The organism is Amycolatopsis sp. MtRt-6 (assembly GCF_017308975.1).
Taxonomy (GTDB): Bacteria; Actinomycetota; Actinomycetes; order Mycobacteriales; family Pseudonocardiaceae; genus Amycolatopsis.
In genome coordinates, this window is record NZ_JADWPD010000019.1 from 96,576 (window position 1) to 109,273 (window position 12,698).

The 12,698-nt window shown below is 69.2% G+C and carries 12 protein-coding genes; 2 read left to right on the forward strand and 10 right to left on the reverse strand.

The features are described 5' to 3' along the window. Positions 1 to 108: 108 nt before the first annotated feature. Complete coding sequence (locus I4Q55_RS28920) at positions 109 to 825, forward strand: FadR/GntR family transcriptional regulator (RefSeq protein ID WP_206791982.1); 717 nt, start codon at positions 109 to 111, stop codon at positions 823 to 825. Positions 826 to 864: 39 nt separating this feature from the next. Here I4Q55_RS28920 and I4Q55_RS28925 read toward each other — a convergent pair whose 3' ends face one another. Genes I4Q55_RS28925 through I4Q55_RS50255 form a run of 10 tightly spaced genes read right to left on the reverse strand, consistent with a single transcriptional unit; the run spans position 865 to position 10,569 of the window. After that, positions 865 to 2,112 carry an acyl-CoA dehydrogenase family protein gene (locus I4Q55_RS28925; RefSeq protein ID WP_206791983.1) on the reverse strand — a complete coding sequence of 416 codons (1,248 nt, stop codon included), beginning with the start codon at positions 2,110 to 2,112 and terminating at the stop codon, positions 865 to 867. Between the two features lie 7 nt (positions 2,113 to 2,119). Continuing rightward, complete coding sequence (locus I4Q55_RS28930) at positions 2,120 to 3,097, reverse strand: acyl-CoA dehydrogenase (protein WP_206791985.1); 978 nt, start codon at positions 3,095 to 3,097, stop codon at positions 2,120 to 2,122. Next, on the reverse strand, positions 3,094 to 3,879 hold the full coding sequence (locus I4Q55_RS28935; RefSeq protein WP_206791987.1) for an enoyl-CoA hydratase-related protein: 786 nt from the start codon (positions 3,877 to 3,879) through the stop codon (positions 3,094 to 3,096). Before I4Q55_RS28935 ends, I4Q55_RS28930 begins: the two co-directional genes overlap by 4 nt. Next, the gene (locus I4Q55_RS28940; protein WP_206791990.1) at positions 3,876 to 4,751 is read right to left on the reverse strand and encodes a 3-hydroxyacyl-CoA dehydrogenase family protein; all 876 of its coding nucleotides are present in this window, start codon (positions 4,749 to 4,751) and stop codon (positions 3,876 to 3,878) included. The genes I4Q55_RS28935 and I4Q55_RS28940 overlap by 4 nt, the downstream gene beginning before the upstream one ends. 22 nt (positions 4,752 to 4,773) lie before the next feature. Then, positions 4,774 to 5,649, reverse strand: coding sequence for a 3-hydroxyacyl-CoA dehydrogenase family protein (locus tag I4Q55_RS28945; RefSeq protein ID WP_206791992.1), 876 nt, complete (start codon positions 5,647 to 5,649; stop codon positions 4,774 to 4,776). A gap of 17 nt (positions 5,650 to 5,666) precedes the next feature. After that, positions 5,667 to 6,422, reverse strand: a complete 756-nt coding sequence (locus I4Q55_RS28950; RefSeq protein ID WP_206791993.1) for an SDR family NAD(P)-dependent oxidoreductase — start codon at positions 6,420 to 6,422, stop codon at positions 5,667 to 5,669. Beyond that, positions 6,419 to 7,642 carry an acyl-CoA dehydrogenase family protein gene (locus I4Q55_RS28955; protein WP_206791994.1) on the reverse strand — a complete coding sequence of 408 codons (1,224 nt, stop codon included), beginning with the start codon at positions 7,640 to 7,642 and terminating at the stop codon, positions 6,419 to 6,421. Before I4Q55_RS28955 ends, I4Q55_RS28950 begins: the two co-directional genes overlap by 4 nt. After that, positions 7,642 to 8,439: an enoyl-CoA hydratase/isomerase family protein gene (locus I4Q55_RS28960; RefSeq protein ID WP_206791995.1), complete on the reverse strand. Its 798-nt coding sequence runs from the start codon at positions 8,437 to 8,439 to the stop codon at positions 7,642 to 7,644. Before I4Q55_RS28960 ends, I4Q55_RS28955 begins: the two co-directional genes overlap by 1 nt. Continuing rightward, entirely contained in the window at positions 8,432 to 9,652 is a 1,221-nt protein-coding gene (locus I4Q55_RS28965) for a CaiB/BaiF CoA-transferase family protein (RefSeq protein ID WP_206791996.1), read from the reverse strand. The genes I4Q55_RS28960 and I4Q55_RS28965 overlap by 8 nt, the downstream gene beginning before the upstream one ends. After that, a complete protein-coding gene (locus tag I4Q55_RS50255; RefSeq protein WP_206791997.1) occupies positions 9,649 to 10,569 on the reverse strand; it encodes a VOC family protein in 921 nt (306 codons plus the stop codon). The genes I4Q55_RS28965 and I4Q55_RS50255 overlap by 4 nt, the downstream gene beginning before the upstream one ends. Before the next feature lie 143 nt (positions 10,570 to 10,712). On the opposite strand from I4Q55_RS50255, the gene I4Q55_RS28975 reads away from it, so the two are divergent. Beyond that, positions 10,713 to 12,671, forward strand: coding sequence for an acetoacetate--CoA ligase (locus I4Q55_RS28975; protein WP_206791998.1), 1,959 nt, complete (start codon positions 10,713 to 10,715; stop codon positions 12,669 to 12,671). The last annotated feature ends 27 nt before the right edge of the window (positions 12,672 to 12,698 follow it).

The following is a 12,698-nucleotide window of genomic DNA, read 5'->3' on the forward strand; positions in this document are numbered from 1 at the left end:
CCAACAAATTACAGTCTGATGGTATGCTGCCAGACAGGGCCTTCAGTGCGGAACAGCCGACGAATCCCCAAGTGGTAGGGAAGAGCTGTGTTGGATAAAATCGAAGTTATGCCCTTCAGTCCCGAGCCCGTCCGCCGGCCCCGCGAGCAGGTCGAGAAGCAGCTTCGCGACGCGATCGTGTCCTCGACGTTCAAGCGTGGCGAACGCCTGCCGAGCGAGGCCGAGCTGTCGCGCGAGTTCCAGGTCAGTCGTTCGACGGTCCGGGAGGCGCTTCGCGTCCTCGTGTCGGAGGGGCTCATCTCCAAGGTGCCGGGCGCCGGCGGCGGAAGCTTCGTCCAGAACGTCGACCACGAGTCGCTCACCAGCCTGATCTCGGGCTCGCTGGAGACCATCCTCAAGTTCGGCAGCCTCACGATGGACGAGATCAACGACGTCCGCCGGATGCTCGAGGTTCCTGCCGCGCGGCTCGCCGCGCAGAACCGCACCGAGGAGCAGGTGGCCGAGTTCACCCGGCTGATCGACCGGCAGAACGAGATGATGAGCCGGCCCTCGCGCGATGCGCGCGACCCCGAGCTCTTCGAGCTCGGTCAGGCGGTCTACACGCTGGTGGCCGAGGCGAGCGGCAACAGGCTGCTGGCGTCCTTCGTCTCCGCGATGAGTGGCGTCACCATCCCGGTGTACATGCGCGACCTGCCGGCCGAAGACGCCGCGGCCGCCCGCGACCTGACCGGCGTGCTCGTCGACGCGATCGTCCGGGGCGACGCCGACAAGGCGGCCGCGGCCATGACCTCGCAGCTCGACATGGCCCGGCACCACGCGCTCTGAGCGGAGACCCGCTCCGTCCAGAGCGTCCGGCACCCCGGTTCAGTCCAGGGTCCGGGCCGTCCACGCCCGCGCCATCGAGTCTTCGATGATCATGTTCACGTGGCCCCACGCCTGCGACAGGTCCCGGTAGGCGCGCTCCATCCGCTCTCCGTTGACCGCCGCCGACGACCCCGCGGTGCGGAAGATCGTGTCCTGCACCGTCGACCAGGCGAGCCGGGTCGCCTCGCGGCACATCATGTTGAGCATCATGTCGTCGGCTGTCGTGAACGGTTCGCCGCCGGCCGCGGCGCGGTGGCAGAGCTCCATCCAGCGCTCCGCCGTGTCGTGGATGATCGCCTGAGCCGAGTTCAACCGGGCGGTGGCGAGGCCGAACCAGCGCTGGTAGTCGGGGTCGGTGAGCCGTGCGGCCGGCGCCCGCCCGGCGTCACCCGCGGTCTTGCGTTCCCGCATGAGGCGCTCGTACTCGTCGAGCGCACCGAACGCCCCGCCGACGAACACGGTCGCCAGGTCCAGGCCGAAGAAACCTTGACCCGGCGCCAGGTGCATCGGGTTGCCGTGCTGTTCGAAACCCGGCGACGTGTGCGAACTCCTGATGTCGACCTGCATGGTGCCCTCGAGGACATGGTCGTCCGGCAGGAAGGCGTCGTGGAAGACGATGGTGTTCGACCCGCTGCCTTTCAGTCCCAGCGTGTTCCCCCAGTCGTCCTTGATCTCGTAGGCGTCCCGAGGCGCGACGAAGAGCATCTGCTGAACCGGCGCGCCCCCGGCCGGCCCGTACTCGAACGCCTGGCCCACGTAATGGGTGGAGTACGGCGACCCTGACGAGTAGGGATGCGTGGTGTCGAGCCGCCAGCCACCGTCGACGCGGGTCGCCGGGCCACCCGGTCGCGCCGTCGACGGGATCACGACGTGACCGTCCCCGAACACCGCGTCCTGGGCCGACCTCGGCCAGAGCGAGCTGACCAGCAGAGCGTGGCTCGCGCCGAGGCACAGGCACCAGCCGGTGGACATGCAGCCTCGCGCCACCTCGCCCATCAGCCGCACGAAGTCGGGCATCGTCCAGGCCAGGCCGCCGTAGGCCCTGGGCACCAGGAGCCGGTAGTAGCCAACATCCTTGAAGACTTGGTGCAGCTCGGGTGAATAGGTGGTGCGGGCCTCGGTGGCGGCCTGTTCTGCGACCAGTTGCGGGCGGAGCGAACGCGCGATCCCGAGCGCCACTTCAAGAGTGAGGTCCTGCTCGGCAGAAGCGGAAAATTGCCGGGCGTCGAGCGTGATGTTGTCGGACATTGTTTCCTCACTCCGGTTGAAGGATCGATGGTGCGCCGGTGATGTCGGCGGACGCACGCAGCGACAGGGCGTCGCGCAGCAACCGCTCGATCCGGTACTCGCGCAGATAGCCGTAGCCGCCGTGAACCTGCAGCGCCGCGTCCGCGACCTCCAGCGCGAGGTCGCAGCCCAGCCTGGCGACGGCGATCGCACCCAGCGAGTCCGGCGCACCGGCGAAGACCGCGTGGGTGAGGGCGGTTGTGCGCTGCACCTGGTCGGTCAACGACGCCCGGACCACGGGCAAGGCCGCCAACGGGCCGCCGAACTGGTGTCGCTGCGCGGCGTAGGCGCTCGCCGCGTCCACGGCAGCTCCGGCGATGCCGGCCGCGACCGCCGCAAGTCCTGCGAGCAGGCTCGACCGCACTGCCGCCGCATCGGAAGGCAGCGGGTGCACGGAGGTTCCGTCGAGGGTGAGCGTCACCGTGCGAAAGCTGCTGAGGCCGGTCGTCCGCAGTGTTCGGCCGACGGAGATCCCCGCCGGCTCGACCAGCACCGGCTCGGCCCCCAGCAGCACCACGTGCGCTTGGTCGGGATCGAAGGCGTCGAATCGATCGATCTGCCCCGTCCACCGCCCACCGGCGAGATCGACCGACACGTGGAGCGCCGAGGACTCGACCACGACGATCTCGATCCTGCCCGAGTGCAGCAGCGCGCGGATGTCGCCGGGTACGGCGAGCGCCGCGGCGTGGGCGTGCGCACAAGCCACGCCCAGTTCGGGCACCACGCGGCTGATCCGCTCGATCACCAACGCGGTGATCGGCCGGCCGGCGCCGCCACCCCCGAGCTCTTCGGGTACCCCGACGGTCCACAACCCGAGCGCGGCCAGCGCACCCGGTAACTCGCGAACCTTCGCGACGTCGTCGGGGTCCACGTCACGGAGCAACTCGTCGACGAGCTTGAGAACGTCGTGCTGATCGGAAGTCAGCGGTGGTCCGAACCAGCTCACGACCAGAACTTCCCGGGGTCCGGCGACCGCCGATCGGCGAAGGCCGCGCTCGTCTCGTGCGCCTCCTGCGTGGCCAAGTAGAGGGTGAGGAGCTGGTCGTGCGCCATGCGGGCCTGACCGGAGACACCGTTGTGGCGCCCGGAAAATGCCGCCTTGAGCCCGGCGATCGCGAGCGGGCTCCTCGACGCGATCTCGGCGGCCACCTCCTGCGCGCGAGCGACCAGCTCGGCGGCGGGGGCGACCTCGTTGACGAGACCCATGGCGAACGCTTGATCGGCGGTGTACTTGCGGTTGAGGTACCACATCTCCTTCGCCCGCTTCCGGCCGATCGTGTCCTCCAGGTACCAAGTCCCGTAGCCGGCGTCGAAACTGCCCACCATGGGGCCGACCTGCCGGAACACGGCGCTGTCGCTGGCGACGCTCAGGTCGCAGACGGTGTGCAGGACGTTTCCGCCGCCCACGGCGAATCCGTTGACGGCCGCGACGATGGGCTTCATAGTCGTGTCGATGGCCTGATAGAGATCGATGATGGGCAGCACCTGGGACTGGTCGAGGGACGTCATCGGATCGTGCTCGCCACCGATGCAGAAGAACTTGTCCCCGGCACCGGTCAGGACCGCTGCCCGCAAATCCGGATCGAGCCGGAACCTCTGCAGGGCGTCCGTGAGCTCCCGGCAGGTTTGGGCGCGCAGCTTGTTGCCGGCGTCCGGCCGGTTGATGGTCCAGGTGACGACCGGTCCGTCGACAGTGGCGAGAATGTCCTCGTAGGCAGGGGCATTCATGCCGGCACCTGCCCCGTCCGCAAGCCCCGGCCGTTCTTCGTCCCGTGATAGCCGGCTGCCACCATTTGCCGCAGAAGGGGCGGCGGTGCGTAAGCCGGATCCCGGGTGGCTTCGTAAGCGCTCGTCGTCGCATGGTCATGGACGTCGAGCCCGATCAGGTCGAGAAGCTCGAGCGGACCGAGCTTGTACCCCAGACCGAGCTTGAGCGCGGTGTCGATGTCCTCGGCGGTGGCGAGACCGTCGTCGTACTCCTGGATGACGTCGTTGAGGTACGGCATCAGCAGGTGGTTGACCAGGAACCCGGGACGGTCCTTCACGACGACAGCGGTCTTCCCGAACGACTCGACGAGGGAGACCAGCCGTTCGACCACGGTCTCGCCGGTCTGCAGTGCTCGCACGATCTCCACAACGCGCATCAGTGGCGCGGGGTTGAAGAAATGCAGTCCGGCGAACCGCTCGGGGCGGGGGAGGGCGGTGGCGAGGTCCGTGACCGACAGCGCCGAGGTGTTCGTCACGATCACGGCGGAATCACCGGCTTCGGCAGCGACTCGCGCAAGGATCTCCCGCTTGGTGCCGGAGTTCTCGGTGGCTGCTTCGATGATCAGATCCGCGCCCGCGAGGTCGTGGACGTCGGTGGTTCCCGTGATCCTGCCCAGGACAGCGTGGCGCTCGTTCTCGGTCAGCTTGCCGCGCGCGACGCCGCCGTCGAGAAACGTGCGCACCGCCGCCAACCCGGTCTCGAGCCGGCCCGCGTCCAGCTCGAGGACGGTCACGGCCCGTCCCGATTGCGCGACGACCTGGGCGATGCCCGCGCCCATCGTCCCGAATCCGATGACGCCCGTGCGAGCGAAGTCGAGGTGGCTGTCGATCATGTGTCTCTCCTCGGTCGTCGCGTCAGGACCCGAACAGCCGGGTGTCGTCGTAGGTGTGGAAGCCGCGGCCGGTCTTGCGGCCCAGGTCTCCGGCCGCGACCATGCGCTCGACCATCGGGGGCGGGAAGAACCGGGGGTCGCGCAGCTGCTCGTAGAGCCTCGTGGCCACCTGCTGGTGGATGTCCAGGCCGACGATGTCGAGCAGCCGGAACGGCCCCATGGGGTGCCCGAGCGCCCCGGTCACCGCCGCGTCGATGGACTCCACCGTGCCGAGACCCGATTCCAGGGCGGCGATGCACCGGTTCTCCCAGGGGATGAGGAACCTGTTCACGATGAATCCGGGGCGGTCCTTCGTGATCACCGTCGTCTTGCCGAGCGAGCCCAGGAAGTCCACTGTGGCCTTGTGTGCCCAGTCCGCCGTGTGCCGTCCGTCCGCCACCTCCACGAGCTTCATGAGGGGCGCCGGGTTGCAGTAGTGCGTGCCCACGACGCGCTCCGGGTGGCGTGAACCCGAGGCGATTCCCGTGACGGAGAGCGTCGAGGTGTTGGTGTGGATCAGAGCGCTCGCCGAGACGATCTCGTCGAGGCGGGCGAAGAGCTCCTTCTTCAGCGCCAGGTCCTCGAAGACGGCCTCCACGACGACGTCCGCGTCGGCGATCTCGCGCAGTTCGGTGACTCCGACCAGCTTCGACTTGGCTTCGAGCGCCTGTTCCCGGTCGAGCTTGCCAAGGCTGACGCTCCGATCGAAGAAACCGTTGACGGTGGTGACACCTCGGCGCAGGTTTGCTTCGTCGACGTCGTAGAAGAGGGTGCGGTAGCCCGCGCGACTCATGACGGTCGCGATACCGGATCCCATCGTGCCCGCCCCGAGGACGGCTACCGTGCTGTGCTGATTCATGGGTTTCCTGTCGGCGCTCACTGCAGGGACTGACCGCCGTCGATGACGACGATCGAGCCGGTGGTGTACGCGGACTGGGGTCCCACCAGGAGCAGGAGCCACGGCGCCAGCTCGTCCGGGCTGCCCATCCGGCGAGCGGGGATCGTCTTGAGCACCTTCTCCGTGAATTCCTCGTCCGCACGCAGGTCCGCGTTGATGTCGGTCGTGAAATAGCCCGGCGCAAGGGCGTTGACCTGCACGTTGTGGCGCGCCCATTCGACTGCCATCGACCTGGTGAAGGCCATGACCGCGGCCTTGGAAGCGCAATAGGCGGCGTGGTGGGGGATGCCCTTGAGCGCGAAGCTCGACGCGACGTTGAGCACCTTGCCCGATCGTTGGCCGACGAAGTGGCGACCGGCGGCTTTCGTGGCGAGGAACGTCCCGCGAAGGTTGGTGCCGATGATCCGATCCCAGTCTTCGGCGGGCTGGTCCAGCAGCGGCGTCGTGCTGAGGACACCGGAGTTGTTGACCAGGATGTCGACGCGCCCGAAGGTCTCGACCGTGGCCGCGACCATCCGCTCGACAGCGGCCTCGTCCGTGACGTCCGTCGGGCAGGCCAGTGCTTCGCCGTTCGATGCCTTGATCTCGGTGGAAAGCTCCTCCAGGTGCGTGGCGGTGCGCCCGGCGAGGGTGACCGAGGCACCGGCGTCGGCGAGGGCGAGGGCCATGGCCCTCCCGAGGCCGCGGCCCGCCCCGGTCACGACGGCGACCTTGCCGTCCAGCACCCCGTTCATGGCATCTCCTCGATCACGTTCGCGATCTCGCGGCTGATCAGCAGTCGCTGGATCTCGTTGGTTCCGTCGTAGATCCGGGTGACCCGGGCATCTCGGAGGCATCGCTCGACGCCGAGCAGGGCGAGGTCGCCATACGGTCCGAGCAGCGCCGTGGCGCCGAGGGCGACATCCCAGCCGAGGTCCGTACAGGCCTGCTTCATGAGCCCGATTCGGCCCGGACTTGTGCCGGGGTCGGCGTCGACCTGACGGGCGACCGCGTGCAGGAGCAGCCGGCCCTGCACGATCCGGCTCCGCCACCCGGCCAGGTCGTGCAGTACGTCGGCCGGAACCCTGCTGCCGTGGATGCGCCGCAGCACCGCGAGCGTCCGGGCATAGGCTCCCCGGGCGATCCCGACGCCCTGCGCCGCGGCGCTGATCCGGGACTTGATGACCGATCGCAGCACGATCGACCAGCCCTCGCCCTCGTCGCCGAGGCGGTTCGCGGCCGGCACGGCCACGTCGTCGAAGAACACCTCGGCGGTCGACGACCCGTGCATGCCCAGCTTGCCGAACGGACTGCCGTGGGTGACACCGGGCCACGACGCCTCGACGACGAAGGCACTCACACCGGCTCGCCTCGACGTCCGGTCGGTGGTCGCGAAACACACGATCACGTCCGCGCGATCACCGGTGGTGATGAAGGTCTTGGTGCCGTTGAGGCGGTATTCGCCGCCCTGCGGGACCGCTGTCGTCCGAAGACTGGAGACGTCACTCCCGGCATCGGGCTCCGTGATCGCCATGGATCCGTAGGCGGTACCCGAGAGCAGCGGCGGAATGTACTGCTCGCGGACGGGTTCCGAGCCGGCGACCAGGATCGGGTATGCGGCGTGGGTCTGCGTCATGAAGACGAGGCTCGTTGCCCCGCAGGCCGCGGCGATCTCCTCCATGACCACTGCGTAGGCCACAGTGGAGTCGCCGGTGCCACCGAGCTTTTCGGGGAAGACGAGCCCACCGAGCCCGGCCGAGGCCAGCGCCTGATAGCTCTCGTGAGCGAACGTCCTTTCGCGATCCAGCTCTGGTGCGCGGGGAACGACCTCGCGCGCGACGATGCCGCGCGCGAGGTGGCGCAACGTGCTCTCGCGCTCGGTGAGCGACTGGTCCACCGCGGGCTCGTCGAGGAGGTCGTGCAGGCCGAGATAGGTGTCGGCCACGTGGTCGAGCTCGAGCGGCTGCAACTGCATCACCGATCGCCCCCGGCCGCGAACGCCGGGGCACGCTTGGCGAGAAACGCGGCGACCCCTTCGGCACCTTCCGGACCGCTGGTCGCGACTGCGGCCAGCCCGGTCTCCATGGCCAGGCCGGCGTCGATGGCCGCGTCCGCGCCCATGTCCAGCGCCGCGAGGATCGCCCGTACCGCCTGCGGACCCTTGGTAGCCACCTCACGAGCGAGGTGAAGCGCAGCCTCGCACGGGTTCCCCGCCACCGGCTCGACCGGGGTGAGCCCCCACGCGAAGGCCCGCGCCGCGTCGATCCGTGCTCCCGTCACCATGACGTGTGCCGCTGCCGCCCGGCCGATCAGCCTGGGCAGGCGTTGAGTCCCGCCGTAGCCCGGCATCAGGCCCAGGCCTGCTTCAGGGAGCCCGAGGGTCGCATGGTCGGCGAAGACACTGAAGGTCGACGCCAGCACGAGCTCGCAGCCACCGCCCAGGGCCGGCCCGTTGACCGCGGCGATCACGGGAACCGTCGAGCGCTCGATGGCGCGCAGCGTCGCCTGACCGTCCGCCAGAAGCGCATAGGCGTCGTCCGGCCCGAGACCGGCCAGCTCCTTGAGGTCGGCGCCGGCACAGAACGCCTTCCGGCCGGCACCGGTCAACACGACAGCGCGGGCCCGTGCGCCAGGGGCCGCCACGACGGCCGACTTCAGTTCACGCAGGACTTCACGGTTGAGCGCGTTGGAGGCGTGTTGCCGGTTGATGGTCACCACTCGGACCGGCCCCTGATCCTCCACCAGGACCACCGGAGGGGGCAGCTCAGACATGGGGCTTCTCCTTGGCGACGAGGCCGGCTTCGAGCAACATCGACTCGATCTCTGCCCTCGGGAAACCGAGGCCGGCCAGCACGGACTCGGTGTCGGCGCCGAGTTCGGGAAACCGCTCGTTCCGGGGCTCGGGGTTCGACGCGAGCCGGAACGGCGCGTGGACGGTGACCAGCGAGCCGTCCGATCCGGGGACCGGCAACAGCCCGCGCCGCGCTTGGACCTGCGGATCGGACACCACCTTCGACAGGGTCTGAACCGGAGCAGCGGGCACGCCGGCGCCTTCGAAGGTGGTCAGCCATTCGGCCACCGGCTTGGTCCTGATGACCTCGGCGACGCGCGCCGTGATCTCCGGCCGATGCCGTCGCCGGCCCGCGTTGCCGGACAGGGCCGGGTTCGCCGCCAGCTCCGCCAACCCGAGTACCGCGCACAACCGTGTCCACATCCGGTCGTTCCCCACCGCGATGACCAGCGTGCCGTCGGCGGCCTGGAACGGTTGGTAGACGGCGAGCACCGAGTCGGTGCCGCCGCTGGGGCGGGGTTCCGGCTCGCCGGCGTGGAACGCGGCGAGTCTCGGCGCCATCAGCGCGAGGTCGGTGTCGAGCAACGAAACGTCGATGACATCGCCCTGGCCGGTGCTCGCCTGCCGGACCGCGGCAGCCGACACCGCCAGCGCCGCGCAGATCCCGGTGACGATGTCGGACAGGGCCGTCGACACGCGCTGCGGACTGCGCCCTTCCTCTCCGGTGACCGACATCAGACCCGAGCGGGCCTGGGCGACCAGGTCGTATCCCGGAAGATGCGCGTCCGGACCGTCCAGGCCGAACCCGGACAACGCGCAGTAGATGAGGCGGGGGTTGCGCGTCCGCACCGACTTCGGGTCGATCCCGAGCTCGACCAGCTTGGCGGGGTTGGTGTTCTGCACGAACACGTCCGACGAATCGATCAGCCGGGCGAGCACCTTCCGGCCGGCGTCGGAGCGGATGTCGAGGCAGATCGACCGCTTGTTGCGGTTGGCCGACGCGAACCACGCCGACGCGCCGTCCGCGAACGGCGGCCCCCAGGCCCTGGCGTCGTCTCCGGAGCCCGGACGCTCGACCTTGATCACGTCGGCGCCGAGATCCGCCAGGTACATCGAGGCCGTCGGTCCGGCGTACGACGTGGAGAGGTCGACGATCCGCAAACCACCGAGCGGTCCGGCCGGCTGCGCGCTCACATCCCGTCCGGCATGCCGTCCGGCGGGGCGCCCGGCATCCGGCGGTGTCCCCACACGTTCTCGATGGTGTGGACGCTCGGGACCCAGGTCGCGTCATCGATGGTGATGCCCCCGACGCCGTACTCCACCTCGCACTTCGAGGGCGTTTGACAGTAGAACGACACCATCAGGTCGTTGATGTGCTTGCCGATCGAGCTGTTGAGCTGCGCGGCGCCGTCCAGGACCTTGTCGAGCGCGTGACCCACCGTGTCGAGGTCGTCGACCTCGATCATGAAGTGGTGCAGACCCGGCTCGAGCCCGGTGTTCGTCGGCATCATCGCCAGGCTGTGGTGCCGCGGGTTGCAGTGGGTGAACAGCACGTCGAAACGCGGCGTCCGGACGCGGTCGGACTCGAGGAAGCCCAGCGTTTCCAGGTAGAAGCGCTCGGCCTCGGCCATGTCCGGCACGACCAGCACGGCATGCCCGAGCCCGAGGTCTCCGGTGACGAAGGTGGCGCTCGTCGGCGACTTGAACGGCGTCCCCGGCGTCTCCTGGCCGTAGAAGAACTCCAGGTTCGTCCCGGCCGGATCGACAGCCCGGACGAGGTCGGCGACACTGCGCTCTTTGGCGAGCACCGGATCGCGCGTGGTTTCGACGCCGATGCGGCCGAGCGCCGCCGCCACCTCGCCGAGCGCGGCCGCGTCCGCGACCTCCCAGCCGATGAAGTCGCAGCTCCCGTCGCCGGGGGTCACCGAGACGCGGAACGCACGCTCGTCGGCGCGCAACAGCAGGCGATCGGGACCGGATTCGGCGATTTCGAGGCCGAGCACCTGGGTGCCGAACTGTTCCCAGGCGCCCAGGTCGACAGCGGTCACGCCGACATAGCCCAGGCTCGACACCAGCGGCGCAGGCCGGCCTGCCGCGGTTGCTGACACCACGATCACTCTCCCTCGAGGGCCGCGGTTCCCCTCGGCCATTCGGTCTGACATTTGTCTTCCGTGGATCCTGACAAACATCAGACTATGCGTCAAGGTGTTGTCGTCGTAGTTTCGCTTTCCGACTACCAGCGACTGGAGCACCCATGTCAGCCATCCCCGTCTGGGTCCCCGATCCGGAGGACGCCGCCCGCAGCCGGCTCGCGGAGTTCGCGGCGCTCGTCGAAGCCGCGTACGGCATTCGGTTCCACGACTACGACGACCTCTGGGCCTGGACCGTCGAGCACCTGGAGGAGTTCTGGGCGGCCGCGTGGGACTTCTTCGACATGCGTTCCGAACCGGCACCGGCCACGGTGCTCGCCTCCGCGGAAATGCCCGGCGCGACCTGGTTCCCCGGCGTGCGCCTCAACTACGTCAGTCATGTCTTCCGGGAACGCGACGCGGGCGCTGTCGCTGTCGTCGAAGTGACCGAGCCGGGGGCGAGCCGGTCGCTGACGTGGGGCGCTCTCGAAGACCAGGTCGCCGCCGTCGCGGCAGCCCTGACCGAGCGTGGGATCAACCGGGGGGACAGGGTCGTCGCCTACATCCCCAACTGCGCCGCCGCGGTCGTCGCGTTCCTGGCGACGGCCAGCCTGGGAGCGGTGTGGTCGTGCTGCGGACCGGACTACGCGGCCGAGGCCGCCGCCAACCGGCTCGCACAGCTGGAGCCGAGTCTGCTGCTCGTCGCCGATGGCTACCACTTCGGCGGCCGAACCTTCGATCGCCGCGACGAAGGCGCTCGGCTCCTCGAACTGCTGCCGACCGTCGAGCACGTCGTGCACGTGGCGCATCTCGGCCTGCCACCGATCATGGCCGATCGCGACTTTGCAACGTGGGACGAGGTCCTGGCGACGGCGCATGACGCCTTGGTGCCGACGCCGGTGCCGTTCGACCACCCCCTGTGGGTGCTCTACTCCTCCGGGACGACGGGAATCCCGAAAGGCCTCGTCCACGGGCACGGCGCCGTGACCCTCGACTACCAGAAGCACGTCGGGTTGCAGCTCGACGCCGGCGCGGCGGACCGCATGCTCTGGTACACGACGACCAACTGGATGATGTGGAACTTCGCCGTCAACATGCTGCTCATCGGCGGCTCGATGGTGGCCTACGACGGGAGTCCGGCCCACCCGACGCCGGACCGGCTCTGGGCGGTCGCCGCCGAACACGGCGCCACGATCCTCGGCGCGAGCCCGGGCTACCTCCAGGCGTGCGAGCGGCACGGCACCCAGGTGCCTTCCGGACACCGGCTCCGCATGATCGGGGCCACCGGCTCACCCGTGCCGCCTGCCGCGTTCCACTGGATTCGTGCACAGCTGGGCGACCGCATACCGCTCGTCTCGATGTCCGGCGGAACGGACATCGTCTCGGCCCTGGCCACCGGAGCTCCGACGAAGCCGATCTGGCCTGGCGAGCTCTCGGCGCGGCCGCTGGGCGTTGCCGTCGACACGTGGGACGAAGCCGGCGAACCCGTCCGGGGGACCGTCGGCGAGCTGGTGGTGACGAAGCCGATGCCGACGATGCCGGTGCAGCTCTGGAACGACCCGGACGGGTCGAGGTACCGAGCGGCGTACTTCGACGTCTACCCCGGAGTCTGGCGCCACGGCGACTGGGCGACCATCACCGAACGCGGAAGCGTCGTGATCCACGGCCGTTCGGACGCGACTCTGAACCGCAACGGCATCCGCTTGGGCAGCGCCGACATCTACGAGGTCGTCGAGAAGGTGCCGGAAGTGGCCGAGGCGCTGGTCGTCGGCGTCGACCTGCCGGACGGCGGCTACTGGCTGGCCTTGTTCGTCGCACTCGAGGGCGATCGCGTCCTCGACGACGACCTGCGCGCCCTCATCTGCCACGAGCTGCGCGTGCACGCGTCGCGGCGGCACGTGCCGGACGCGATCCTCCAGGTGCCCGCCATCCCGCACACCAGGACCGGCAAGAAGCTCGAGGTGCCGGTCAAGCGGATCCTGCAGGGTGCGGACCCGGAGCAGGTCGTCAGCCGGGAGGCGATCGACGACCCGGCCCTGTTGGCGCACTTCGAGAAGATCGACGTGCCCAAGACCTCCGCCTAGTGTCGTGCGTCCGAGGTGCGTTACTGC

Excerpts from the sequence above, each read along its gene's own strand:
- I4Q55_RS28935 (WP_206791987.1), bottom strand. The coding sequence starts at position 3,879 with ATGAATGCCCCTGCCTACGAGGACATTCTCGCCACTGTCGACGGACCG.
- I4Q55_RS28955 (WP_206791994.1), bottom strand. The coding sequence starts at position 7,642 with ATGCAGTTGCAGCCGCTCGAGCTCGACCACGTGGCCGACACCTATCTC.
- I4Q55_RS28950 (WP_206791993.1), bottom strand. The coding sequence starts at position 6,422 with ATGAACGGGGTGCTGGACGGCAAGGTCGCCGTCGTGACCGGGGCGGGC.
- I4Q55_RS28940 (WP_206791990.1), bottom strand. The coding sequence starts at position 4,751 with ATGATCGACAGCCACCTCGACTTCGCTCGCACGGGCGTCATCGGATTC.
- I4Q55_RS28945 (WP_206791992.1), bottom strand. The coding sequence starts at position 5,649 with ATGAATCAGCACAGCACGGTAGCCGTCCTCGGGGCGGGCACGATGGGA.
- I4Q55_RS28975 (WP_206791998.1), top strand. The coding sequence starts at position 10,713 with ATGTCAGCCATCCCCGTCTGGGTCCCCGATCCGGAGGACGCCGCCCGC.
- I4Q55_RS28920 (WP_206791982.1), top strand. The coding sequence starts at position 109 with ATGCCCTTCAGTCCCGAGCCCGTCCGCCGGCCCCGCGAGCAGGTCGAG.
- I4Q55_RS28925 (WP_206791983.1), bottom strand. The coding sequence starts at position 2,112 with ATGTCCGACAACATCACGCTCGACGCCCGGCAATTTTCCGCTTCTGCC.
- I4Q55_RS28960 (WP_206791995.1), bottom strand. The coding sequence starts at position 8,439 with ATGTCTGAGCTGCCCCCTCCGGTGGTCCTGGTGGAGGATCAGGGGCCG.